Origin of the sequence: Streptomyces sp. SCPE 10, assembly GCF_051980735.1 — a bacterium.
GTDB lineage: Bacteria > Actinomycetota > Actinomycetes > Streptomycetales > Streptomycetaceae > Streptomyces > Streptomyces misionensis.
Window position 1 is genome coordinate 422,131 of sequence record NZ_CP197069.1, and the last position, 23,591, is coordinate 445,721.

Here is a 23,591-nt window from a genome sequence, read left to right on the forward strand (position 1 = left end):
AGCGCGGAGCAGACAGAGATGCCCGAGCACACCCCGTACGCGGCGGCGGGCCGGGACCCCGCCCTTCCCGGCCGCCTGCTCCGCACCGAGCGAGACGCGCTGATGCCGTTGCTGCGTGCCGCTCCCCGGGAGCTGTTCGAACTGCGCACCGCCTGTCCCGGATGGACGGTGCGCCAGGTTCTCGCCCACTGCGGGGCGGCGCTGATCCGCATCGTCGAGGGCCGGCTGGAGGAGGGCGCGTTCCTGCCGGAGGCGAACGCCGCGGATGTGGCGGAGCGCGCGGACTGGCCGCTGGAGCGCGTGCTGGACGAGTTGGAGCAGGGCCTCACGGAGGCCGGTGAGGTCATCGCCCGGCGCTGCGACGACCGGCTGGACGCGGTGGCGCTGGGCGAGTGGGTGCACGCCGGCGACGTGCGCGAGGCGTTCGGCGAGCGGGGGGCATACGCCGGGGAGAGCGTGGCGCACGCCCTCCCCCTGCTGACGGCAACCAGCCGGCAGCGCGGCACCCCCGGTCTGCACGCCCATCTCCCGGGCGCCGACGCGCCGTTGCCGCTGGGGAACCCCTGCGCGGAGCGTCCCCTGGCGCAGTTCCGCGGGGATCTGCCGACGCTGATCCGGATCTACACCGGCCGTCCGCTCGTCGGCACCCGCTACCACCTGTCGGGCGCCACGGAGAAGGAGCTGTGCATCTACCGGTGAGCGGGACGGCTCACTCGGTGCTGACGATCTGGAAGGCCTCGGCGAGCCGGCCCGGGGGCAGTCCGCCCGCCCGGGCGTGCTCGGCGAGCCAGTCGCGCAGCAGCCCTGCGAGGTCCTCGAAGTGGGCGGTCTGCGAGGTGTGGATGCGCAGCGCCTCCACTTTGCGGGCGAAGACGGTGGTGACGTCGACGTACTGGTTGGGCGTCGGCCCGGTCATCAGCCACAGCTCGGGGACGATCCAGGGTTCGAGTCCCTCGCTCTTGAGGAGTTCGGGGTGCGCGAAGGGGTTGCGCGCCTCCGGGTAGATCGCCCGCAGGGCCGCGTCGCCGACCGCCCGGTGGTCCGGGTGCAGGTCCGCGACGCGTTTCCAGTTGATCTCGGGGCTCGGGATGATCGCGCGCCGCGGCCGGACCTGGCGGATGACCCGGCACAGGTCGCGGCGCAGCTCGGCGGTCGGCTCCACGAAGCTGTCGGGGTAACCGAGGAAGCGCACGTCGTGCACCCCGCTGAGCTTGGCCGAGTGGACCTGTTCGGCGCGGCGCAGATCGGCCATCGCCTGGCGGGGCAGCCGTTCGTCGTAGCCGCCGGCGTCGCCGTCGGTGACGATGCAGTAGGTCACGCGGGTGCCGTCGGCGATCCAGCGCATCACCGTGCCGCTGACGCAGAATTCGATGTCGTCCGGGTGCGCGGCCACGACGAGAAGACTCTCCGGCGCGCCGCGGTCGGGGGGATCGGCCCTGAAATCTTCCATGCGTCAACCCTGTTGGCCGGGCGGTGGCCGGACAAGGCGGTGCCGGTGGCGCGTCGACGCCATGACACTTACGCGCCAGGCAATTAATTGGTAGCTTCAAAACATTGTCGGGATCAACTCTCGGTCGATGCGTGTCGCACACCCATGTCCCGAAGTCCACGTCTCGGATCCACAGTCTCGGAGGCCACCAGCATGTGCAGGATCTTCGGCTCCTTCGCGGTCGCGGCCACCGGCGCCGAACTCGCCACGGTGTCGGCCAGGCAACGGCACGGGGGGCCGGACGAGCGCGGCGTCATGACCGGCCGCGGCTGGTCGCTCGGCTGCGACCGGCTCGCCGTGACCGACCCGGCGGGCGGCACCCAGCCCTTCGCCCTGCCGACCGCGCCGGGCGTCGTGGCCGTGCTCAACGGTGAGATCTACAACCACCGGGAGCTGCGCCGCCGCCTGGAGGCACGCGGTCACCGCTTCCCGGACCGCTGCGACGGCAGCCTGCTGCCCGCCCTGTACACCGAGTTCGGGACCGCCTTCACCGAGGAGCTGGACGGCATGTTCGCCGTCGCCGTCCTCGATCTGCGCGGCCCGCTGCCCCAACTGGTCCTCGCGGTCGACGGCATGGGCATGAAACCTCTCCACTACCACCAGGGCGAACGTGGCGCCGTGCGGTTCGCCTCCGAGATCCCCGCCCTGCTCGCGTTCGACGGGGTGCCCGCCGAACCGCGCGCGGAGGCCCTCGACACGGTGCTGTCCACCAAGACGCCGTTCGGCACGGAGACCGCGCTCGCGGGCATCCGCGTCCTGCCGCCCGGGAGCGTCGCGGTGGCCCGCGGCGCCGAGGGGCTGCGCATGCTGCGCTGCGGGCCCCGCGCCGCCGCCCCCGCGGCCGGGGCCGGGCCCGCCCCGTCGGCCGCGGGCGTGCTGGAGGCGCTGCGCGGCGAGGTGCACCGACTGGCCGAGGTCGACGTGCCGCTGTGCGCCCTGACCAGCGGCGGCCTGGACTCCGGGCTGGTGACCGCGCTCGCCGCGGAGCGCGTGCGGCCGCTGCACACCTTCCACCTCGGGTACCGGGGTCGCTGGCCGGAGGCCGAGCACACCTACGCCAGGGCCGTCGCGCGGCGCGTGCGCACCCGCCACCACGAGGTCCGCGTCGACCCCGCCGAACTCCCCTCGCTGCTGACCCGCACGGTGCGCCACCTGGGCCAGCCCAACGCCGACCCCATCGCCGTCAGCACCTACGCGCTCTTCCGGGCCGTCCGCGAGGCCGGGTTCACCGTGGCGCTCACCGGGGACGGCGCCGACGAGCTCTTCGGCGGCTACGACCGGGTGCGCACGGCGCTGGCCGCACCCGCCGGGACCGACTGGACGGCGGCCTACGTGGACGCGCTGGCGGCGGCCCCCCGGCTGGTTCGGGAGTGGCTCTACACCCCCGAGTACCGGGCGTTCATCGCCGAACACGGCTCCGCGGCCGACCGGATCGCGGCCGAGCTGCGCGCCTCCGGCTCCGACCGGGCCGACACCTTGCAGGCGTTCGAGACGCGCTGGCGGCTGCCGGCGTACCACCTGCGGCGCGTGGACCATCTCAGCATGGCGTGGGCGGTCGAGGCCCGGATGCCGTTCTGCCAGCCGGGCGTGGTGGACCTCGCCCGGCGGCTGCCCACCGGACCGCGCACCGGGAAGAGGGCGCTGTACGAGGCCGGGCGGGGCCTGCTGCCGGCCCCCGTGCTCCGCCGGCCCAAACAGCCCTTCACTTTGCCGCTGTCGGCGATGCTCGCCGCCGACGGGCCGCTGCTGTGGTCCGTGCGGGAACTGCTCGCGCCCGCGCGGCTGCGGCGGGGCGGGCAGCTGCGTGCCGACCGGGTGCAGTCGCTGTTCGCCCGGCATGCCGAACGGCCCTCCCAGCGGGACGCCCTCACCCTGTGGGCGCTCGCCGTCCACGAGCTGTGGACCGACGTCGTCCAGGGGCTGCGGGTCTCGACCGACCTCGCGGCGTGATCGCGGACGTCGTCCGGGCCGAGGGCGCGCCCGGCCCGACCCTCGTCCTCGACCAGGGCGGGCTGCCCCGAGGCGCGCTGGCCCTGCGCGGAGAACTCACCGCGCTGCGGCGCTGGTTGGAGGAGACGGGCCGCGGCCGGATACACAAGATCGCGCTCGTCGGCCGCTCCCCCGTCGCGTCGTACGACGTCGACTACCGTTTCGTGCAGTGCCTGCCCGAGCCGGACGGCTTCGACTTCCGTGCCGGCTGCGGTCATTCCCTGCTCGCGGCCGTCGTCGCCTCCGGACGGCGGGGGCCGGTGCGGGTGCGCGCGGTGACCACCGGCGATCCGGTGCTCTGCCTGCCCCGGCCGGACGGCTCGTACACGGTACGACTCGAACGGGCCGTGCCAACCGCCGCGTTGCTGCCCACCGGACGTCCCGTCCAGCGGCTGTGCGGGCTGCCCGTGTCGCTGGTGCGCTACGGCAACCCCTATGTGTTCGTGGCAGCCCGCGACCTCGGCCTGTCCTCGCGCGACGCGCTGTTCGGCGCCGGAGCCGAGGTGCTCGCACGGCTGCTCGCCGTACGGGCGGCTGCGGCCCGCCTGCTGGGGCTGCCGGCCGGGGGCGCCCTGCCGAAGGTCGCCGCGGTGGGCGCCTTCCTCCCCGGCCGGCTCACGGCCCGCGCGGCCACCGTGGCGGGCTGGCATCCCGGGCTCGCGCTGACCGGCGGACTCTGCCTCGCGGCGGCCCGCGAGGTACCGGGGACGGTGCCCTGGCTGCTGTCCGAGGGTCCGCACCGGCGGCCGTGGGCGGCCGGGGACCGAGAGCGCCCGCTGCGGCTCGACACCCCGTCGGGCCCGATGCTGGTGTCGGCCGCCGGGAGCGGGCGACGCCTCGCGCACGTCGCCGTGCACGGCAAGCGCGCCCGGGTCCTGGAACGCTCCCTGCCCCTGCCCTGGCGTATCCACGTCACGGCGTGAACGCGCACCGCCCCAGGCCAGAAGGACGGCCCGGCTTTCTGCCAGGGTGGAGTCAGCCCCAGAAATCCCGCCGAGGGCAACGGGGACGAGTCCCTGTCGCGCTTTTCGAACCGGGGAGTGTCTCCGCCATGAAATTCCAGAACCTGCGCGTCGTGGTGACCGGTGCGTCCCGGTATTTCGGCCGGGCGATCGCCATCGGGTTCGCGCATCTCGGCGCCGAGGTCTTCGTCTCGGCGCGCACCGTCGAGGCCGCCGAACGCACCAGGGCCGAGGTGCTGGGCGAGGCCCGCTCGCGCATCCACGCCTTCGGGTGCGACCTCAGCAAGCCGTCCGAGATCCAGGCGTTCGCGCGGCAGGTCGGCGAGCACACCGACCGGGTGGACCTGCTGGTCAACAACGGCGCCCGCTGGCTCGACGGATTCGACCTGGAGGGCGCGTCCGACGAGTCGATCGTGGAGACCATCGAGTCCACGGCGGCGGGGACCGTGCTCATGGTCAAGCACTTCCTGCCGCTGCTGCGGCTCTCCCCGCGGCCCGACATCGTGAACATGGTCGCCGTCTGCGCACCCGGCGAGGCGGCCGGCTCCCCCGCGCACGAGGCGTTCTACGCCGCCAAGGGAGCGCAGGCCGGATTCGCCGACATCCTCGCCCGCCGGCTGCGCCCCTCCGGGGTCCGGGTGTTCTCGCTCTATCCCCCCGACTTCTCCACCGCCGACCCCCGGTCCACGGAGTGGCAGGGGGCCGGCCGGGACCCGCGCTACGCCGACGAAAAGCTCACCACCCAAGCCCTGTTCGAATGCATCGTCTACGCGGTCGAGCAGCCTCGCGACTGCTTCATCCGTTCGTTCCACTTCGAGCCCCGCTGACGCTCGCGGCTCAGCAGCGCTCCCCCACCGCCAAGGAGCTCCGTCCATGAGCAGCCCACTCTGGATCACCGCCACCCCCCTTGCCAGTGACGGCGAACTGCACCTCGGGCATCTCGCCGGACCGTATGTCGCCGCCGACGTCCTCAGCCGCGCCCTGCGCGCCGCCGGACGCCCCGTGCTGTTCACCTCGGGCACGGCCGACCACGCCGAGTCCGTCGAACTGCGCGCGGTGCGCGGTGGACGCAAGCCGGCCGAGGTGGCGGAGGGCTACCGGGCGGCGATCACCGCCGACTGGCTCCGCTCCGGCGTGGAGTTCGACCGTGTCGTCCACCCCGGACGCGACCGCGGCTACCGGCACTGGCTCCAGGAACTCTTCCTCGACCTGTACGCGCAGGACGTCATCGTGCCCCGCACCCGGCCGGCGCACTACTGCGAGTCCTGCCGGCGCTGGCTGCACGGCGCGTACGTCACCGGCACCTGCGGCCACTGCGGGACCCGCGGCGAGGGCGGCCCCTGCCATGAGTGCGCCCGGCCCAACGAGGGCGAACTGACCGATCCCACCTGCGCGTTGTGCGGCGCCCCGGCGCGGCCGCGGCGCTGCCGGCGCCTGTACCTGCCGCTGGAGCCGATGCGGGAACCGCTCGCGGACCACTGGCGCACGGCGGGTCTGCCGCCGCGGCTCGCCGTGCTGTGCGAGAGCCTGCTGGAGGACGGGCTGCCCGACGTGCCCGTGAGCCACCCGGGCGACTGGGGTGTCCCGGTGCCCCTGGACGGCTTCGCCGGGCACCGCGTGGACGCCTGCTTCGAGGCCGCCGCGATGCACCTGTTCGGGTACGGCCACGACAAGCGGCCGCTGCCCGAACGCGCCGTGCACTTCTGCGGCTTCGGACACGCCTTCCGCCATGTGGCGCTGCTGCCCGCGATCCTGGTCTCCCGCGGGCTGAAGCTGCCCCAGGAGTTCCACGTCAACGAGACGTTCCACCCCGGCGCCGGGGAGCCGCGCGAGGAGGGCGGCGCGTCCGCCCTGTGGGCACTCGACCTGCTCACCGAGTTCGGGTCCGACACCCTGCGTCGCCATGTCCTGACCGCCCGGCCGCCGGCCCCGGGCACCGGGACGGGACGCGAGGAACTGGGCCGCACCCGGGAGTTCCTGGACGGCACCTGGAACAGCTGGCTGAGCCGGCTGTTCGCGTCGGTGCGCGAGGACAGCGCGGGCCGGGTGCCGGACGCGGAGCCGGGCGGCGAGGGCTGGGAGGCACTGCGCCACCGGCTGCGCCGGGCCGCCGACGATGTGCGCGAGTCGTACGGTCCCGAGGCCTTCGACCCCCGGCGGGCGGTCGCCGTCCTGGACGAAGTGGTCCGCTGCACCGCGGACTTCGGGTATGTCAACCAGTTCGAGCGGCACCGGCCGTCCGGGGTGGAGCGTCATTTACCCGCGCTGGCGGCACAGTTGGCGGTCGCGTCGGCGCTCGCCTCCTGGGTCTGGCCGGTGATGCCGGAGGGTGCGACGCGGCTGTCCCAGGCCCTGCGCGTGCCGGCCGGCGGACCGGTGGCCCCGGACGCGCTCACCCCGCTGCCCCCGGGAACGCGGCTGGCCCCGCCGTCCGGCCCGGTGTTCGGCTTCTGACCCACTGCTCCCGCACCCCGCGGGAGACCCACGTGCCCACCCACTCCTTCCCCCGGAGCGGGTGGGCACACCGGTTTGCGAATCCGTCAGCGAAGGAGTCCCTCTCGTGTCCCTGCGCATCGCCATGCTCAGCGTCCACACGTCGCCGCTGCACCAGCCCGGCACGGGTGACGCGGGCGGCATGAACGTCTACATGGTCGAGCTGTCCCGCGCCCTCGCCCGGGAGGGCGCGCGGGTGGACCTGTTCACCCGCTGCCTGGGCGAGGACCGGCCGCCCCGGGTCGAACTCGCCCCGGGGGTGCGCGTCCTGCACCTCGACGCCGGTCCCCGGCGGCCGCTGCCGAAGGAGGCCATGCCGGGCCTGGTCCCCGACTTCGCCCGCTCCCTGCTGGCGGCGACCGCCCACGGCCGCTACGACGTGGTGCATTCCCACTACTGGCTCGCGGGACAGGCAGGCGCCCTGGTCGCCGAGCACCGGCGACTCCCGCTGGTGCACACGATGCACACGCTCGCCCGGGTGAAGAACGCCTCGCTCGCCCCCGGCGACCGGCCCGAACCGGAGCTGCGGGTGCGCGGGGAGGAGGCACTGGCCAGGGCAGCGGACCGTCTCATCGCCAACACCGCCGAGGAGGGGTTGGCGTTGCGGGAGCTGTATGGCGCCGACGCCGACCGCACCGATGTGGTGACGCCCGGTGTCGACGTGCGGATCTTCCGTCCGGCGGACGGACGGCGGGCGGCACGCGCACGGCTCGGCCTGCCGCAGCACGGCTTCATCCCGCTGTTCGCCGGGCGCATCCAGCCGCTGAAGGGACCGGATGTCCTGCTCCACTCGATCGCCGCGCTGCTGCGCGAGTCACCGGGGCTGCGCCGGCGGCTGCTCGTGCCGGTCGTCGGCGGGCTCAGCGGGGCGGGCACACGGACCCCGGACGAGCTGCGCGAGCTGAGCGCGCGGCTGGGTCTGCCGGACGTGGTGCGCTTTTGCCCGGCCGCTCCCCAGCACGAGCTGGCGGACTGGTACCGGGCCGCGGACGTGCTGGTGATGCCGTCGCGCAGCGAGTCGTTCGGGCTGGTGGCGCTGGAGTCCCAGGCGTGCGGCACACCGGTGCTGGCGGCGGCCGTCGGCGGACTGCCCGCCGCCGTGCGGGACGGGGTGACCGGCCTGCTCGTGCGGGGGCACGACCCGGACGACTACGCGCGCCGGCTGCGCTGGTTCGCGGAGCACCCGGCACGGGCGGCGGCCATGGGGCTCGCTGCCGCCGGGCACGCGCGCCGGCTGGACTGGCGGTCGACGGCCCGCGGGACGCTGGGCACTTACGCCCGTGCGCTGCGGGGCCGGGCCTCGAAGGCGGGGCAGGAACGGCGGCACGTCCCTGCCCCTGCGGCCGCTTCCTCCCGGAGGTACAAAAGGGCCGCTGTGCCAGCGTAGCATTTCATTTGGGCGGACCAAAGGTGCTGGCTCGCCCAAAAAGGATGTCCGGCCTGATTTCTTCGGTTGGCCGGATAAAGCCACCATCGGCGCATCCATTCGGCATCACCAGTCCCGGCGCTGTCATATCCGCGCCATGGCAGGTCCACGACTTGAGGAATCGTGGACTCGCAATCCAAGGAGGGCGATTATGGAAATGTCTTCGGAAGAAGCCCGGCGGCACGGGCCCCGAAGGCGAAATCAATCGATCACTTCCTGGAGGAAATCGTGTCCGCGTCTTCCCGCCCCACCGGCTTCCGCACCGTCGCCCGCCAGTTCGCCCTGGCCGCCCTCGTCTGTACCGCCGTCGCGGGCGGGGCGGTCGCGGCCACCACCGCGGGTGCGGGTACCGCGCAGCATGCCGTGGCCGACAACAACTGGCCGACCACGCCCGCCCCGACCGCGACCCCGGCGGACAACAACCGGCCCAGCGTCGCGACGCCCGCGGACAACAACTGGCCGAGCACCCCCGCCCCGGCGGACAACAACTGGCCCACCGGCGCCACCCAGGTCGACAACAACTGGCCCGCCACCCCCGCGTCGACGGACGACAACAACTGGCCGGCCCCGCCCGCGGCGGTCTGACGCGGATCCCCCACCGGGCCGGGAGAGGTGCTTCCCGCCTCCCCGGCCCCGCTGTTCACCGCCCCGCCGAGGCGGCGGAACGACAGTCCGGGCACAGCCCCTTGAAAACAACGTCGGCGTCGTTCAGATCCCAGTCCGGGAGATCTTTTCGCGGCAGTACCGGGGCCTGGTGGGCGACATTTTCCACGCGCCCGCATTGCACGCACAGCGCATGCTGGTGACGCGGCCCCGAAATTTCGAACACCGCCGGCCAGCCGGGCCGCTCGAATTTCGTCACCAAACCCGCTTCAAGAAAATGCCGCAGCATTTCATAGACGGCCTGGGAGGTGAGTGTGCCCAGCCGTTCGCGCGCCGCGGCCGTCAGGCCCTCGACATCGAGATGATCGCCCGCCGCGAGCACGTGCAGCACTTCGAGACGCGGGCTGGTGACCCGCAGCCCTGCATCGCGGAGTTGCCGGATCGCCGTCTCGCGCCCCTCTGCCACCGCTTCGCGTGCCATCTTCCCGCCATCTGGTGAGACCAAAAGTTTGAATGCATCATCGTACCTCTTGGTTCACCCAGGGCGCGGGGGCGGAGGAGGGGGTGGCCGAGAACACCCCCGGCGGATCAGTCGAGCCAGCCGAGCCGGGCGGCCCGCGCTCCCAGCTCGAAACGGCTGGACGCGCCGAGTTCCTGCATCAGCTCGGAGATCATACGGCTCACCGTGCGCAGCGAGACACCGAGGCCGCGGGCGACCTTCTCGTCCTTCATCCCCGAGGCCAGCATGCGTAGCGCGGCCCGCTGCTGTTCCGACAGCCCGTCACCGCCCCGCGCGGGCAGCACCTGCTCACCGTAGGGCGTGGCGGTGTGCCAGCAGTGCTCGAACAGGGTCCGATAGGAGCGCACCAGGGCGGAGCCGCGGGCGAGGATGGCGCCGGCCGAGCCGTCCTCCGGGTCGACCGGCAGCAGGGCGAACTGCTCGTCCGCGATGATCATGTTCATGGGGACGACGGGCGACAGCCGCACCTGGACGCCGAGCTTCGCCTTCATCCGCAGGTGTTCCGCGTCCTCGGGAACCGAGGTCAGACGCTGGCTGAAAATGGAACGAACCTGGACGCCCTTCTCGATCTGGCGCCGATCCCGGTCCAGCGCCCGCTCGGGAATCTCCCGGCCGCGCGCGATGGGGTGCATGGAGGCGAGGTTGCCCTGGACGGTCACCGTGATGTCCTCCAGCACCTGCTGGATCCTGCGGTAGTCGTGCAGGATCTCGATCTCCACGCCGACCGCCCGGGCCAGCGTCTCGGTGCGCAGGAAGTTGCCGGCGAGCGTCTTGAGCGTGTGGTGCGCGCGGTCCGCCTGCTCCAGATGGTGGCGCAGCCGGGCGCGCTCCCGTTCCAGCAGCCTGAGCAGGGCGATCTCGGGGGCGATGACGGTGACCACATCGGTCTCCGCCGTGTCCCCCGGCTCCGGCTCCAGGCGGCTCGCGTGCAGTTGGCCGGTCCTGACGACCAGGCCGAGGCCGATCAGTTCCTCACGACATCGTGCGAGGTCGTCCTCCGACAAGTCCATGTCGGACGCGACCTGGCGCAGGCTCGACGCCCCCCGTGCGCGTAGCTGCCGGTAGAGGGTGAGAGCCAGACCAGTGGATTGCGTCCCTGCACCGCCACTGCCATTGCTCACCGTGAAGTGGCCCCCCTTGTGATTGTGCGAAGCTCTCCGATCACACCATGTCACAAAGGTGGCCAAGGATCTCCGATGCTGCTTAGTAATGTGACGCTCGTCACGAACGGACGCGGCACACGAGCAGCACGCTCCGGGTCCGCTCGTCGAGCCAGTGCTGCCGCTCGTCGGCGACGCACAGGCCCGCGACCCTCAACTCCCGGTGCAAGTCGGTCCGGTTGACGACCCACTTGTCGGTCGTCACCGACGCGGCCCGGGCGTGGTCCCGCTCCGACCGCTCGATGGCGTAGCTGATGTGCTCGCGCATGGCCACGGGGTCGAAGTCCTGCCGCACCACGACCCATTCGGCGGTCCCGTCGAACCTCGGCACCTCGAACGACCAGGCGCGGTGGGGGTGTTCGATCAGTCCGGCGGCGTCATGGGCGGTGTAGTCGAAGGCGAGCGCGCCGTCCGGCCCCAGGTGCCCGGCGATCTGCCGCAGCACCCGGGGGCGGGACCACGGTGGGACCGCGGTGATCACCGCCCCGGCCATCAGGGCGAGTTGGTAGGACCGCCGTAGCCGCAGGCGGAGCAGGTCGGCGCGGGTGGCGGTGATCCGCTCGCGCACCCCGGGGCCGACGCGCCGGGCCCAGTCGAGCAGCCGGTGCAGGCTGCGCCGGTCCCGGTCGACCGCCTCCACCGTGAATCCGTGGCGCGCGAGGGGCACGGCGAGCCGGCCCGCGCCCGAGCCGAGGTCGAGTACCGGCCCGCCGGTGGTCCTGGCCAGCGCCAGATAGTCGAGGATGTCACCGCTGAACGGGCCGAGCAGGGCGTCCTGGAGCCAGTCGTCCTCCGCCGTGAGCGGCGCGAGGCACTCCAGACCCGGGAGCAGGCCGGGCGGCGCCGGGGACACGGTGGCGGCCGGGCGGGGCAGGTCCGGTCCGGCCGCGGGCCGCGGCGATGTGCCGGTGTGTGTGTGCATGGTCCCTCCAGGTGGCCTCGGCCGGTCCCGGCCCTCCGGGCGGCCCCCGTGCCGCCGGGGCCACGCCGCCCGACCATCGTGTCCGGGTATGTCGGCGGCGGTCCAGCCAGGAGGAATGCGCGTTCACGCCAACGCGCGGGTACGCCACGGTCCTTCGCGGTCGCGGGGCCGCCCGGTGCTCCCTCGCCGCCGGACCGCTCGGTTCACAGGGCCCGGACCAGCCGCCGTCCCTCGCCGGTGAAGCCGCGGGCCGTGAAGAAGGCCAGCGCGGGATCGCCGTCGCGCAGCAGGGTGACCTGCTGGCGCCGCGCCTCCAGGGGGCGCATACGGTCGCCGATCGCGGCCAGCAGCGCGCCGCCGATGCCGCGGCGGCGCCGGTCGGGCGCGGTGCACAGGGTGTAGATCTCGCCCGTACTCGCGCCGGGGACACCGCCGGCCGCGGCGCCGACGATCCGTCCGTCGGGCTCCGCCACCACCAGCCAGCCGAGCCAGCCGGGGGCGCCGCCCGGTATCCCTATCTCGGCAGTGAGGCGCGGCAGCGAACAGTTCGTGCCCACCAGCCGTGCCACGTCGTCCGGTGCGAGCACCCCCGTGCAGCTGTGCCGTATCGCCGTCGCGAGCAGGTGCGAGATCGGGGCCGCGTCCATGGCGACGGCGGCCCGTACGTCCACGCTCATCAGGGCAGAACCTCCCGTAGGCCGACCTTGGTTCCCCCGATGCGAACAGTGACCACCCTATTCCGCAGGGCAGTCGGGACGGGGCGGGCCGTTCACATGCCGAGCCCCGGCACCGAACAGCACAGCCCCGCCAGCGCGGGCAGACCGACCGCCAGCGTCAGCACGAGCAGCGCGACCCCCTGCACCGTGGGCCGCTCGGTCGGCGGTTCGAGGATGCGCCGCATGCGCAGCACGGCCGACGACCCGCCCGCCGCCAACGCCGCGTGCGGCGCCTGCCCGGCCGCGACCGCGTACAGGGCGACGGCGAGCGACCGGCGCGAGCAGCGGCGCAACGCCCGGTCGTCGGCGGCCATCTCGAGCAGCAGCGGCACCTCGTCGCGCACGGACCGGGCGAGCGGCAGCCGCCGCGCGAGGGCCCCCACGGCCGAGGCGGCGGCCGTGAGCAGGTGGTGGCGCCCGGTGATGTGCGCGCGCTCGTGCTCCAGCGCGGCCGCGAGCTGCTCCTCGGTCAGCGCGCGGACGGCGCCCTCGCTGACGACCACCTGGGGCGCCCGTCCGGGCAGACAGTAGACGGCGGGCGTGGTGTGCGGCAGCACGGTGGCCCGCAATTCCGCGCGCCAGGTCCCCACCATCCGCACGAGTTCGGCGTGCCTGAGGCGGCGGCGCCGGAACTCGGCCAGTTCCCGTGCGAAGGCCAGGGCGAGGGCGAACGGCGGGCAGACGGCCGCGGCGAAGCCCGCCCAGGCGCGGGCGCTGAACCGTCCCATGTCGTCCAGCATGACGGCGGCGCAGCGCGCTCCTCCGGAGAGGAAGCAGCCCTCGGCCGCCTCGGACATCCGGTGGCTCTCCGCGACGGGGAAGAACAGTTGCAGCACGGCGAGGGACAGGGAGGCGGTGAGGACGAGCACCAGCAGTCCCCACAGCCCGAGCGTCAGCCGCGGGGTCCGGTGGGCCCAGGGGCTGCGCACGAGGAAGCGCGGCAGCACCACCCCGGCCACGGCGGCCACCGTCAACGGCGGCAGGACGTGGTGCAGGGGCAGCAGGAACTCGCCGATCCGGTAGAGGAGTCCGCTCACGACGGTCTCTCCGGTGGCACCTCGCCGGCGGGCCGGTGCCCGGCGGCGCGGAGGGCGGCCTCCAGCACGGAGACGTCCTCCGGCGACATGTGCGCCACGAAGCGCTGGAGCGCGGCCTGCCGGTCCTCGGTGCTGCCGAGCGCCTCCTGCATCAGGCTCGCGGTGTACTCCTCCCGGCTGCGCAGGGCCTCGTACAGCCATGCGCGGCCCGCCTTCTCGCGCCGCAGCATACCCTTGCGGTGCAGTATGTCCGCGACCGTCATCACCGTCGTGTAGGCGACCGGCCTGGTCCTGTTGATGTCGTCGACGACCTCCCGGACCGTGGCGGGCCGTCCCCAGTTCCAGAGACGGTCCATGATTTCGGCTTCCAGACCACCGAGCCGTCGCACCTGTTCCCCTCCGCCGCCCGTCACCGAGGTGCTCCACATCGTAGGACAAACACCGTCGGTGCAGAATCACCGATGCCGCCCAGATACCCCGCGGGGGTATGGTCGAAGCATGGTGACCTTCAGCGGGAACATGGTTGGCGGCCAGGCGAAGGGCGGGTGCGCCAGGCTCTGCGGAGCCAGCCTGGGCGAGGCCGAACCGGTGCTGCTGGGCCAGGTGTTCGGCCCGTGTGTCAGTCTCGGGCTGCGGTTGCGCGCGGAGTGCGCGACGAAGGGGAGGTGACACGCGAAGGGGCCCCGGGCGGATCGCTCCGCCCGGGGCCCCTTCGTGCCGGGGGCCGGCCATCAGGCCCGGACGAGCCGGGCGATGGCCGAGGAGGCCTCGCTGATCTTGGTCCTGGCCTGTTCACCGCCTTCCACGATGGCCTCCGTGACGCACGAGTTGAGGTGCTCGTCCAGCAGTGCCAGCGCGCAGGACTGCAACGCGGCGTTGGTGGCGGCGACCTGGGTGAGGACGTCGACGCAGTAGGCGCCCTCCTCGACCATCCGCTGCAGGCCGCGGACCTGGCCCTCGATGCGGCGCAGTCGTCTCACGATGTCGTCCTGGTGGGCCACGGCGGCCTCCTTGTCCTGGTCGGCAGCTCAGCGGTCCGCCGGCTGGAAGCCGCGCAGCCGCAGGCTGTTGCCGACCACGAAGACCGAGGAGAAGGCCATGGCCGCGCCGGCGATCATCGGGTTGAGCAGGCCGCCGGCCGCGAGCGGCAGGGCCGCCACGTTGTAGGCGAAGGCCCAGAAGAGGTTGGAGCGGATGGTGCCCAGCGTCTTGCGGGACAGCCGGATCGCGTCCGCCGCGACCCTGAGGTCACCCCGGACGAGCGTCAGGTCGCCCGCCTCGATGGCGGCGTCCGTTCCGGTGCCCATCGCGAGACCGAGGTCGGCCTGGGCGAGCGCGGCGGCGTCGTTGACGCCGTCGCCGACCATGGCGACCGAACGGCCCTCCCCCTGGAGGCGCTTGACGACGTCGACCTTGTCCTGCGGGAGGACCTCGGCGAAGACGTGCTCGGGCGCGATCCCGACCTCCGCGGCGACCGCATCGGCGACCGCGCGGTTGTCACCGGTCAGCAGGATGGGCGTCAGGCCCAGCGCGCGCAGCCGGCGGATCGCCTCCGGGCTGGTCTCCTTGATGGCGTCGGCGACCTCCAGCACCGCGCGGGCCTCGCCGTCCCAGGCCACCGCGATGGCGGTACGGCCAGCCGCCTCGGCCCGTGCCTTGGCGTGCGCGAGCTTGTCGGACAGCTCGATCGCCCACTCGGCGAGCAGCTTCTCCCGGCCGACCAGGACCGCGTGCCCCTGCACGATGCCCTGGACGCCGAGGCCGGCGATGTTGGCGAAGTCCTCGGGGGCGGGCAGGGTGCCCACGCGGGCGGCGGCGCCCGCGGCGACGGCCTGGGCGATGGGGTGCTCGGAGGCGTGCTCCAGGGCGCCGGCCAGCCGCAGCACCTCGGCCTCGTCGGTGGTGTCGGCGGTGTGCACGGCGAGCAGGGTCATCCGGCCGGTGGTGACGGTGCCGGTCTTGTCCAGGACGATGGTGTCGACCTTGCGGGTGGTCTCCAGCACCTCGGGACCCTTGATCAGGATGCCCAGCTGGGCGCCGCGCCCGGTGCCGACCATCAGCGCGGTCGGCGTGGCGAGGCCCAGCGCGCACGGGCAGGCGATGATCAGCACGGCGACCGCGGCGGTGAACGCCTCGGTGATGCCGGCGCCGTTGCCCAGCCAGAAGCCCAGGGTGCCGATGGCCAGGGCGATGACCACGGGGACGAACACCGCCGAGATCTTGTCGGCGAGGCGCTGGGCCGCGGCCTTGCCGTTCTGCGCGTCCTCGACGAGCTTGGCCATGCGGGCCAGTTGGGTGTCGGCGCCGACCCGGGTGGCCTCGACGACGAGCCGGCCGCCGGCGTTCAGGGTGGCGCCGGTGACGCCGTCGCCGACGCCGACCTCGACCGGCACGGACTCGCCGGTGAGCATGGAGGCGTCCACGGCGGAGGAGCCCTCCACCACGGTGCCGTCGGTGGCGATCTTCTCGCCGGGCCGGACCAGGAAGCGGTCGCCGACCTTCAACTCGGCGACGGGGACGAGGTGTTCGCGGCCGTCGCGCAGGACGGTGACTTCCTTGGCGCCCAGTTCCAGCAGGGCCTTCAGGGCGGCGCCCGCCTTGCGCTTGGAGCGGGCCTCGAAGTAGCGCCCGGCCAGGATGAAGGCGGTGACGCCGGCGGCGGCCTCCAGGTAGATGTTCCCGGCGCCGTCGCCGCGCGCGATGGTCAGCTCGAAGGGGTGCCGCATCCCGGGCATGCCGGCCGTGCCGAAGAACAGCGCCCACAGCGACCACAGGAAGGCCGCCGCGGTGCCGACGGAGATCAGCGTGTCCATGGTGGCCGCGCCGTGCCGGGCGTTGGTCCAGGCGGCCTTGTGGAACGGCCAGGCGGAGTAGGTGACCACGGGTGCCGCGAGGGTGAGCGACAGCCACTGCCAGTTGTCGAACTGGAGGGCCGGGATCATGGCCATCGCGATGACGGGCACCGCGAGCACCACGGCGGCGGTCAACCGCTCGCGCAGCGGCCGCAGTTGGTCGATCTCCGGTGCGGCGCCGCCGCCGTCGCCGGATTCGGTGCGCGGCGGCTCGGGCTCGCGCGCGGTGTAGCCGGTGGCCTCGACGGTGGCGATGAGGTCGGCGACCGCGACGTCCGGGCCGAAGCTGACCTTGGCCTTCTCGGTGGCGTAGTTGACGGTGGCCTCGACACCGTCCATGCGGTTGAGCTTCTTCTCGATCCGGGCGGCGCACGAGGCGCAGGTCATGCCGCCGATGGCGAGTTCGACCTCGGCCGCGCCGGGCGTGGTGGTGGTCATGTCTCTGCTCCTCGGAGCTGGTGGTGGTACGGAGTCGGGGCGGGCACCGCGGGCGGACGGCCCCGCCCCGACGCGGGTGGGCCGGGCGGTGCTGCCCGGCCGGAGCGGGATCAGACGGTGGCCCGGCCCGCGAAGTCGTAGCCGGCCTCGTCGACGGCCTCGGCGACCAGCGCGTCCAGCGCCTCGTCGGCCGCGGCGGCGGGGGTCACGGTCACCAGGCCGGTGCCGATCTCGACCTCGACCGCGGCGACCTCGTCCAGCGCGCCGACCGCGTCGGCGACGACGCCCTGGCAGTGGGCGCTGCCGACTCCCTCGACCTTGTAGACGACCGTGGCCCGGGCGTCGGCGTGGCAGCTGCCGTCAGGGGTGCAGCAGTTCGACACGGGAACCTCCCACATGACTCCTCGATACCCCCGTGGGGTATATTCGAACGGCTCCATGTATACCCCCCACCCGTATCAGGCGCAAGCCTGGAGCCGGTTTGACTTCATACCCCCTGGGGGTATGGTGTGGCCACGGTCGGCCGCACCCGAAGCGACCGAGACGGACGAGGAGTTGGCCATGAACACCGCACTGCGGATCACCGTCTTCGCCGCCGCGCTCGCCGCGACGTTCGGCACGGCGTACGGCGTCGGCGACACCGTGGGCACCATCACCCCGCAACCGAAGGGCGGCCATGCCATGCGGCACGCGTCGGACGGCGGCCATGACGACATGGCGTCCATGCCCGGCATGCCGTCCATGGACCACGACATGGCACCGGGCGGCCTGGAGGTCTCCAAGGACGGCTACACGCTCGCCCTGAAGACGTCGCGGGTGGCGGCGGGCCGGCAGACGAACCTGAGCTTCGCCGTCGTGCGCGACGGCACGGGCCGCAACGTCACCGCCTACGAGCGCGAGCACGGCAAGGAGCTCCATCTGATCGTCGCCGCGCGCGATCTGACCGTCTACCGCCATCTGCATCCGGCGCGGGCCGCCGACGGCACGTGGTCCACGTCCGTGGAGCTGCCGCGGGCGGGCGGCTACCGCGTCATCGCCGACTTCCAGCCGAAGGGCGGCGAACCCCTGGTCCTGGGCGCCGACCTGGCCGTCTCCGGGCACTACACGCCGGCGGCGCTGCCCGGTCACAGTACGACCGCCGAGGTGGACGGCTACGAGGTGACCCTCACCGGCACGCCCGTCCCCGGCAGGGCCACCCCGCTGACCCTCACCGTCTCCAAGGACGGCCGCCCGGTGCGCGACCTCCAGCCCTACCTCGGCGCCTACGGCCACCTCGTCGCCCTGCGCTCCGGTGACCTCGCCTACCTCCACGTCCACCCCACGGGCGAGCCCGGCGACGGCGCGACCACCCCGGGGCCGCGGGTCTCCTTCGCGGCCACGGCCCCCAGCGCGGGCGCCTACCGCCTGTTCTTCGACTTCCGGCACGAGGGGAAGGTCCACACGGCGGCGTTCACGGTGCACGCGACGGGAGGGGCGGACGGGCACTGACCGGCGCATCGTGCTCGCGGATCGGAGGCGCGGCGCGTCCGTCGCGTCACACGGGGTCGGTCCACTCCTCGCGGAGCATTCCGAAGAGCACGCGGTCGTAGCGCTCCCCCTCGACCAGCACAGCCGACCGGCGGCGGCCCTCCTCGTGGAAGCCCAGTCGGCAGAAGGCGCGCACGGCGCGTTCGTTGCCGCTCCAGGTGTCCAGCTCCAGCCGGCGCAGACCGTACGCGCCGAACAGGTGGGTGACGAGCAGCCGCAACGCGTCACTGCCGTGGCCGCGGCCCCAGAACTCCCGCTCGCCGATGGTGACTCCCAGCGTCGCCACTCCGGCGTAGGGGTCGAGGTCGCGGTAGTCGGCCATGCCGATCACCCTCCCGCCGGCCAGCTCCTCGACCGTGAACACGGCCGACTCCCTCGGGCTCAGCCGCAGCATGGTCTCGAAGCCGAGTGCGATCGCCTCCGCCGTGACCGGGCCAAAACACGGGTCCCCGGCCGCCGCCCACCGCACCACCTCCGGGTCGTTGCGCCATCGGACATGGTGCGCGGCGTCTTCGGAACGCAGCGCGCGAAGTCTTACCAGCTTTCCTTCGAACATCGAACGAGCCTAATCGGCCGCGGTGGACGACCGGTCCACGGGTGCGGCGGGCCGGCCCATGCTCCGACAGGTCCCATGTCACCGCCCGCACAACGGGCGATCCGGCTATACCCGGGTACCGCCGGTGCCCGTCCCGAGCTGCCGTGCCTCGGCACCGGACGTACCTTCGCACTCATGGAGGAGATGCCGCGGCGCATCGATCCCGCCACGGACCGCACCGCCGCCGCGCACCTGCTGGGCTGTCTGCCGGACGAGGTCGGCTACTGCCCGCGCTGCCACGGCCTCACCCACCGCTACGGCCGCCGGGCCCGGCCCATCTGCCCGGCGTGCCGGGCGGCCGAGGCGGAGTCGGCGGACACCTCCCCCGGCGCGTCGGGGCGCCCGCGCTGAGCCGCCCTCGTCACGCCTGGTTCCGAGGCGTCCTCCTCGCGCCACGGCCCGAGCCGCCTGGTCGCACCCCGGGCCGAGCCGTCCTGGTCACGCCCCCACCGCCCGCGAGTACCGCCACGTCAGCAGTGCCCCGGTCGCGCCGTACGCCATGAGCAGGACGCCGTTCCCGGCGTCCTCGTGCCGTGCGTCGGACTGCACCCACCGCTGCTGCTCGTAGGTGCGGGTGGCCACCGCGTGGGACCCGTCCAGCACCGAGCACCGGCTGTCGCCGGGCCGCATCGGCCCCGGGCGTTCCTCCCCGTCCGCGCCCACGTTCTCGCCGGGGCACAGGACCTGCGACGAGGCCGTCAGGGAACTCACGAGATCCACCGCCCCCCACACCAGCGGTATGAGGAAGAGGCCCAGCAGGCCGACTCCGCGCTTCACGGAACTCACCGATCCCCACTCGCACACTTGTCCGTTCCGGTACCGACCTTAGCGCCCGGTCCCGGCCGGACGGCACCCGCCGGCCGCTACGAGCGGTCCGCGAACGCGTCGACCCCGGTCAGCTCCGCGGAAAGCGCCCACAGCCGGGCCGCCTGCTCCGGGTCGATCGCCCAGTCCTTGACCCCTGCGCGCTCGCCGTCGGCCGGCGCGGGCTCGGCGACGTCGCAGTCCTCCAGGTAGAGACCGCCGAGTCCGTCCAGTTGCGGGGAGGTCGCCGCCCACACCTGGGTGGCCGCGCCCTGCTGCGGGGTCTTGAAGGCCTCGGGGTGGAGCACGTTGCCGTTCTCGTCGATCCAGCCGCGCTCGATCTGCTCCTCCTTGCCGAGGTACCGCTGGAGCGGGGTGAGGATGCCGCCGGGGTGCAGCGCGAAGGCGCGGACGCCCGCGCCCCGACCGAGCTTGTCGAGATGGACGGCGAACAGCACGTTGGCGGTCTTGGCCTGGCCGTACGCCTCCCACTTGTCGTACCCGTGGCGCCAGTTGACGTCGTCCCAGCGGATGCCGCCGGCATGGTGGCCGCGGGAGGACACCGAGACGACCCGGGCGCCGCCCGGCGCGATCGCCGGCCACAGCCGGTTGACGAGGGCGAAGTGCCCGAGGTGGTTGGTGGCGAACTGCGCCTCCCAGCCGGGTCCGACCCGGGTCTCCGGGCACGCCATGATTCCGGCGCTGTTGATGACCATGTCCAGCGTCCGCCCGGAGCCGAGGAACCGCTCGGCGAACCCTCGTACGCTCTCCAGGTCGCCGAGGTCCATCTCGTCCACCTCGACGCCCGGCAGCCCGTCCAGCGCCCGCTCGGCGGTGTCCGGCCGGCGCGCCGGTACGACCACCCGGGCGCCGGCCCCGACGAGCGAGCGCGTGGTCTCCAGGCCGATGCCGGAATAACCGCCGGTGACGAGGGCGAGCCTGCCGGTCAGATCGATGCCCCGCAGAACGTCGTCCGCCGTGCTGCGGGCACCGAAACCGGATCCGATCTTGTGCTGTGCGGTAGTCATGCCCGGAACGCTACGAATTGGAGTGCCCTCGAAGTCAAGCGGCGCACGGGGCCGTGTGCGAGCGGCGGGGCCCCGCTGACCCGGGGCCCGGGGCGGCGGAACAAACGGGTTGCCGTGCCGCCGCGCCGCTCGGCATGCTCGGGACCGTGACCCCTCCGCCCGAATCCGCCGGCCCCGGTGTCGACGTCGTCATACCCGTCGGCGTCCGCGACCTGCGCCCGCGCGACCTTCCGGCCTGCGGCTGGTCGGGCTCGCCGACCCATGTGCGGCAGATCGAGCGGCAGTTGGTCCGGGCCGCGGCCGGCGAGGTGGACTACCTGGCGGTGTGCACCCCCACCGACCTGCCCGTGGCGATCGGCGGCATCGACTACCGGGCTTCCGAGGGGGCGGGCACCCTGTGGCAGCTCGCCGTGCTCCCGGCGCTCCAGTCCTGCGGTCTGGGCACGCTGCTGATCCGCGCCGCCGAGCAGCGGATCAAGGACCGCGGCCTGCGCAGGGCGGAACTCGCCGTGGAGGAGGACAACCGCGCGATCGGCAGTCGTCGCAGGCGCGACGATGAATCGAGGCAGCCTTGAAGTGAGGGATAACGAGGACGGTGGTGTCGTGCATCTCGCTGCCGTACACACCGCCGAGCTCAGCGCGCCCTCCGCGATCGTGCCGACTCGGTACGGGCTTCTGAGAGCCACACTGGATGTCTTCGTTCGGCACCTGGGTGCGTGCTGGCCATGCCCCGAGTGCTGGGACGCGGCGATCATCGCGCTTCGGCTGACGGACGACTCCGCACCGGCCGTCGACGCGACCGATCTCGGAGCGACGCTCCTGCTGGCCCAGGCGTACGATCCGCAGCACCCGCACCACGGCGTGCGGGCTCTCGCCGGGCTCGATACGCGCTCCGTGGACGTGCTCCGCACGCTGGTGGAAGCCGACAGCATCCGCTCCGCCGCCGCACTGGGCATGCACCCCTCCACCGTGCAAGCACGCCACGAAACGCTCATACAAATCCTGGGCTACGACCCGCGTACCAACATCGGCCGGATGAGGTACATCGCGGCGGCGCTGCTGCCGCGCCTCACCGATCTGGCCATCCTGGCGCACTTCAAGCCGGCATAGCCGGTCCCGCGACGAAGGCACGAGCAGAACACGCGCCGGGTTCACGGCCCGGACCGCCCGTGACCGACGACTCCCGGCGCAGCCGGGATCGTCCCGCAGGTGAAGGAGGGACTGCCGTCCGGCGGTCAGCCAGCGTGGGTGCCCGAGGTCGACTGCTTGATGGGCGAGGGCAGGCAGGATGTGGCCGCCCAGCGGTCCGTCTGCGGCTTCGGCCGCCCGCTCACTGCGCACCAGGCCACAGCACCGACCACCGACGCACTCTGTCAGCTCGCGTCCCGTCTGCGGCCCACGCGATCGGAAGGGTCGGGTCGGAGTCCCACACGACCACCTCGACCGTGTAACCGGTGATCCGCAGGTCGAGCAGCACCGGGCCGGGGGCGCACTTGTGGGCGTTGGTGACCAGCTCGCTGACAACCAACTGGGGGTCCATAGCATGCTGCGAGACGGACAGGCCGTGCTTGCCTGTGATGCAGCAATTCAAACGTGCAACCGCCCTGACTGAAACGGCCCGCCGGAGAATCCGACGGGCCGTCATGGAAGATGGAGGTTAGGTCACCCCCAGTCGACACAGGAGTTGAGCAGCGTGTCACCCTCGAAACGGGCGACCTCGACGCCCTTCTCATAAATGCCGTAGGTGCTCCAGGCGGTGGTCTCCCACTCCTTGGTGGTGCCACCGCCGTCAGTGTTGGAGTGCCACTTCCACTTAGAGGTTGTCTCAGTTGGCGTGCGGGATGAGTACCCATACTCAGGTGCGTCTGAGGGTGGCGCGGCATGCTGGCGGACATGCAGCGTCCTTCGGTGTGGTTGGATCTTGGGCTCGCGATCGTGCTTCTTCCGGTGTCGGCCATGCTTATCGTCTGGCTCGGGGCGCATGTGATGTTCTCGGGTGATGACTTCGGATCGTCCGGGATTCGCACTGCCCAAGCCGGGCGGCGCGGGGCATGGCTCTGTGGTTGCGCAGCGGTTGTACCTGGTGGCGGCTTGATGGGCCTGCGGTTGTGGATCGCCGGGTCCGTTCACCTACTCGTTCTCGGCGCTGCGGCTGTTCTGTTCGCCAGCGTTGCTGCTCAGAATCGTTGATTCCAGCAGTCGCCGGTAGCAAATCAGAGCGCTGGCGAGACCGACGAACGCGAGGAAGTGCTCGGCCTTGCGCTCGTAGCGGCGGTGCAGACGTCGGCAGCCGCCCAGCCACGACAGCGTGCGTTCAATGACCCAGCGGTGCCGACCGAGGCGGCCGGAGTTCTCTTTGCCGCGGCGTGCGATGCGCGGCACGATCTGTCGCCGTCGCAGCCAGTTGCGCAAGTAGTCGAAGTCGTAGCCCTTGTCGGCGTGGAGCTTGGCTGGGCGGCGACGCCTGGGACCTCGGCGGGAGCGGATCGGCGGAATACCCTGCATCAGCGGCACCAGTGCCTGGCTGTCGTGCAGGTTGGCGGCGGAGATGCCGACCGAAATGGGCAGACCAGTGCGGTCGCAGATGACATGGATCTTCGAACCTTTCTTCCCACGATCAGTCGGATTCGGTCCCGTCAAGGGCCCCCTTTGACCGCCCGGAGACTGATCGAGTCGATCGCGCAGCGCGACCAGTCCACCTCTCCCTCCGCACCGAGCCGATCCAGCAGCACCCGGTGCAGCTTGGCCCACACCCGGGCCGTCGACCAGTCGGTAAAGCGCCGGTGCACCGTCTGCCAGGAAGCACCGAACACTGGCGGGAGTTGCCGCCAGGTGCAGCCCGAGGTGGCCACGAACACAATCGCGGCCAGCACCGCACGGTCGTCACACCGGCGCCGGCCCCCGCCCTGCGGACGCACCGATACTTTGGGCACCACCAGTTGGAACAACTCCCACAGCGCGTCTGGCACCAACCGCTCAACTATCCCCATACGACAGACAACGAGCTTCCACCAATCAAGACACCGTCTT

Annotated in this window: 27 protein-coding genes; 12 read left to right on the forward strand and 15 right to left on the reverse strand. The window is 72.7% G+C overall.

All coding sequences use genetic code 11. From position 1 onward, the window contains the following. Window positions 1-18: 18 nt before the first annotated feature. The gene (locus ACSP97_RS01935) at window positions 19-699 is read left to right on the forward strand and encodes a maleylpyruvate isomerase family mycothiol-dependent enzyme (RefSeq protein ID WP_355529302.1); all 681 of its coding nucleotides are present in this window, start codon (window positions 19-21) and stop codon (window positions 697-699) included. 10 nt (window positions 700-709) lie between these two features. On the opposite strand, the gene ACSP97_RS01940 is transcribed toward ACSP97_RS01935, so the two are convergent. Next, window positions 710-1,450 carry a PIG-L deacetylase family protein gene (locus tag ACSP97_RS01940; RefSeq protein WP_355529299.1) on the reverse strand — a complete coding sequence of 247 codons (741 nt, stop codon included), beginning with the start codon at window positions 1,448-1,450 and terminating at the stop codon, window positions 710-712. A 192-nt stretch (window positions 1,451-1,642) separates the two neighbouring features. Between ACSP97_RS01940 and asnB the strand changes: the two genes are divergently transcribed. The 6 genes from asnB (at window position 1,643) to ACSP97_RS01970 (ending at window position 8,944) form a co-directional block, all read left to right on the forward strand. Then, complete coding sequence (asnB, locus tag ACSP97_RS01945) at window positions 1,643-3,439, forward strand: asparagine synthase (glutamine-hydrolyzing) (protein WP_440556162.1); 1,797 nt, start codon at window positions 1,643-1,645, stop codon at window positions 3,437-3,439. Next, entirely contained in the window at window positions 3,436-4,401 is a 966-nt protein-coding gene (locus ACSP97_RS01950; RefSeq protein ID WP_355529294.1) for a hypothetical protein, read from the forward strand. The genes asnB and ACSP97_RS01950 overlap by 4 nt, the downstream gene beginning before the upstream one ends. Window positions 4,402-4,529: 128 nt before the next feature. After that, complete coding sequence (locus tag ACSP97_RS01955; RefSeq protein ID WP_355529291.1) at window positions 4,530-5,267, forward strand: SDR family oxidoreductase; 738 nt, start codon at window positions 4,530-4,532, stop codon at window positions 5,265-5,267. Between the two features lie 46 nt (window positions 5,268-5,313). Further along, window positions 5,314-6,894: a class I tRNA ligase family protein gene (locus ACSP97_RS01960; RefSeq protein ID WP_440556163.1), complete on the forward strand. Its 1,581-nt coding sequence runs from the start codon at window positions 5,314-5,316 to the stop codon at window positions 6,892-6,894. Between the two features lie 106 nt (window positions 6,895-7,000). Further along, entirely contained in the window at window positions 7,001-8,320 is a 1,320-nt protein-coding gene (mshA, locus tag ACSP97_RS01965) for a D-inositol-3-phosphate glycosyltransferase (protein ID WP_435854241.1), read from the forward strand. 267 nt (window positions 8,321-8,587) lie between these two features. Next, entirely contained in the window at window positions 8,588-8,944 is a 357-nt protein-coding gene (locus ACSP97_RS01970) for a hypothetical protein (protein ID WP_358300126.1), read from the forward strand. Window positions 8,945-8,999: 55 nt separating this feature from the next. On the opposite strand, the gene ACSP97_RS01975 is transcribed toward ACSP97_RS01970, so the two are convergent. From ACSP97_RS01975 to ACSP97_RS02000, 6 genes are all read right to left on the reverse strand, one after another. Beyond that, entirely contained in the window at window positions 9,000-9,443 is a 444-nt protein-coding gene (locus tag ACSP97_RS01975; RefSeq protein WP_355529284.1) for a Fur family transcriptional regulator, read from the reverse strand. A gap of 107 nt (window positions 9,444-9,550) precedes the next feature. Beyond that, window positions 9,551-10,492 (reverse strand): helix-turn-helix transcriptional regulator, encoded by a 942-nt coding sequence (locus ACSP97_RS01980; RefSeq protein ID WP_355529281.1) that lies wholly within the window; start codon window positions 10,490-10,492, stop codon window positions 9,551-9,553. Window positions 10,493-10,703: 211 nt separating this feature from the next. After that, complete coding sequence (locus ACSP97_RS01985) at window positions 10,704-11,564, reverse strand: class I SAM-dependent methyltransferase (RefSeq protein WP_440556164.1); 861 nt, start codon at window positions 11,562-11,564, stop codon at window positions 10,704-10,706. A gap of 203 nt (window positions 11,565-11,767) precedes the next feature. Further along, window positions 11,768-12,241 carry a GNAT family N-acetyltransferase gene (locus ACSP97_RS01990; RefSeq protein WP_355529276.1) on the reverse strand — a complete coding sequence of 158 codons (474 nt, stop codon included), beginning with the start codon at window positions 12,239-12,241 and terminating at the stop codon, window positions 11,768-11,770. Between the two features lie 92 nt (window positions 12,242-12,333). Continuing rightward, on the reverse strand, window positions 12,334-13,317 hold the full coding sequence (locus ACSP97_RS01995; RefSeq protein ID WP_440556165.1) for a M56 family metallopeptidase: 984 nt from the start codon (window positions 13,315-13,317) through the stop codon (window positions 12,334-12,336). Next, entirely contained in the window at window positions 13,314-13,706 is a 393-nt protein-coding gene (locus tag ACSP97_RS02000) for a BlaI/MecI/CopY family transcriptional regulator (RefSeq protein WP_355529270.1), read from the reverse strand. The genes ACSP97_RS01995 and ACSP97_RS02000 overlap by 4 nt, the downstream gene beginning before the upstream one ends. A 109-nt stretch (window positions 13,707-13,815) precedes the next feature. Between ACSP97_RS02000 and ACSP97_RS02005 the strand changes: the two genes are divergently transcribed. Beyond that, window positions 13,816-13,986 (forward strand): hypothetical protein, encoded by a 171-nt coding sequence (locus tag ACSP97_RS02005; RefSeq protein WP_355529267.1) that lies wholly within the window; start codon window positions 13,816-13,818, stop codon window positions 13,984-13,986. Between the two features lie 62 nt (window positions 13,987-14,048). Here ACSP97_RS02005 and ACSP97_RS02010 read toward each other — a convergent pair whose 3' ends face one another. From ACSP97_RS02010 to ACSP97_RS02020, 3 genes are all read right to left on the reverse strand, one after another. Continuing rightward, on the reverse strand, window positions 14,049-14,318 hold the full coding sequence (locus ACSP97_RS02010; protein WP_355529264.1) for a metal-sensitive transcriptional regulator: 270 nt from the start codon (window positions 14,316-14,318) through the stop codon (window positions 14,049-14,051). A 27-nt stretch (window positions 14,319-14,345) separates the two neighbouring features. Beyond that, window positions 14,346-16,607, reverse strand: a complete 2,262-nt coding sequence (locus ACSP97_RS02015; RefSeq protein ID WP_440556166.1) for a heavy metal translocating P-type ATPase — start codon at window positions 16,605-16,607, stop codon at window positions 14,346-14,348. Between the two features lie 110 nt (window positions 16,608-16,717). Further along, window positions 16,718-17,005 (reverse strand): heavy-metal-associated domain-containing protein, encoded by a 288-nt coding sequence (locus tag ACSP97_RS02020; protein ID WP_440556167.1) that lies wholly within the window; start codon window positions 17,003-17,005, stop codon window positions 16,718-16,720. 163 nt (window positions 17,006-17,168) lie between these two features. Between ACSP97_RS02020 and ACSP97_RS02025 the strand changes: the two genes are divergently transcribed. Then, window positions 17,169-18,095: a hypothetical protein gene (locus ACSP97_RS02025; protein WP_440556168.1), complete on the forward strand. Its 927-nt coding sequence runs from the start codon at window positions 17,169-17,171 to the stop codon at window positions 18,093-18,095. 46 nt (window positions 18,096-18,141) lie between these two features. Here the strand turns inward: ACSP97_RS02025 and ACSP97_RS02030 are convergent, their stop codons facing one another. After that, window positions 18,142-18,690 carry a GNAT family N-acetyltransferase gene (locus ACSP97_RS02030; protein ID WP_355529252.1) on the reverse strand — a complete coding sequence of 183 codons (549 nt, stop codon included), beginning with the start codon at window positions 18,688-18,690 and terminating at the stop codon, window positions 18,142-18,144. 174 nt (window positions 18,691-18,864) lie between these two features. Here ACSP97_RS02030 and ACSP97_RS02035 point away from each other — a divergent pair, with 174 nt between their 5' ends. Further along, window positions 18,865-19,080, forward strand: a complete 216-nt coding sequence (locus ACSP97_RS02035; RefSeq protein ID WP_355147145.1) for a hypothetical protein — start codon at window positions 18,865-18,867, stop codon at window positions 19,078-19,080. A gap of 87 nt (window positions 19,081-19,167) precedes the next feature. Here ACSP97_RS02035 and ACSP97_RS02040 read toward each other — a convergent pair whose 3' ends face one another. Then, entirely contained in the window at window positions 19,168-19,506 is a 339-nt protein-coding gene (locus ACSP97_RS02040) for a hypothetical protein (RefSeq protein WP_440556169.1), read from the reverse strand. Between the two features lie 86 nt (window positions 19,507-19,592). After that, entirely contained in the window at window positions 19,593-20,561 is a 969-nt protein-coding gene (locus ACSP97_RS02045) for an SDR family NAD(P)-dependent oxidoreductase (protein WP_440556170.1), read from the reverse strand. Between the two features lie 134 nt (window positions 20,562-20,695). On the opposite strand from ACSP97_RS02045, the gene ACSP97_RS02050 reads away from it, so the two are divergent. Both ACSP97_RS02050 and ACSP97_RS02055 read left to right on the forward strand, forming a co-directional pair. After that, window positions 20,696-21,136, forward strand: a complete 441-nt coding sequence (locus ACSP97_RS02050) for a GNAT family N-acetyltransferase (protein WP_440556171.1) — start codon at window positions 20,696-20,698, stop codon at window positions 21,134-21,136. Continuing rightward, window positions 21,117-21,671, forward strand: a complete 555-nt coding sequence (locus ACSP97_RS02055) for a hypothetical protein (RefSeq protein WP_440556172.1) — start codon at window positions 21,117-21,119, stop codon at window positions 21,669-21,671. Before ACSP97_RS02050 ends, ACSP97_RS02055 begins: the two co-directional genes overlap by 20 nt. Window positions 21,672-21,891: 220 nt before the next feature. Here ACSP97_RS02055 and ACSP97_RS02060 read toward each other — a convergent pair whose 3' ends face one another. Then, complete coding sequence (locus tag ACSP97_RS02060; protein WP_440556173.1) at window positions 21,892-22,089, reverse strand: hypothetical protein; 198 nt, start codon at window positions 22,087-22,089, stop codon at window positions 21,892-21,894. A 602-nt stretch (window positions 22,090-22,691) separates the two neighbouring features. Then, a protein-coding gene (locus ACSP97_RS02065) for an IS5 family transposase (protein ID WP_440556174.1) occupies window positions 22,692-23,551 on the reverse strand; the annotation gives its coding sequence in 2 pieces (ribosomal slippage) (window positions 22,692-23,207 and window positions 23,210-23,551; 858 coding nt in all). Window positions 23,552-23,591 lie beyond the last annotated feature (40 nt).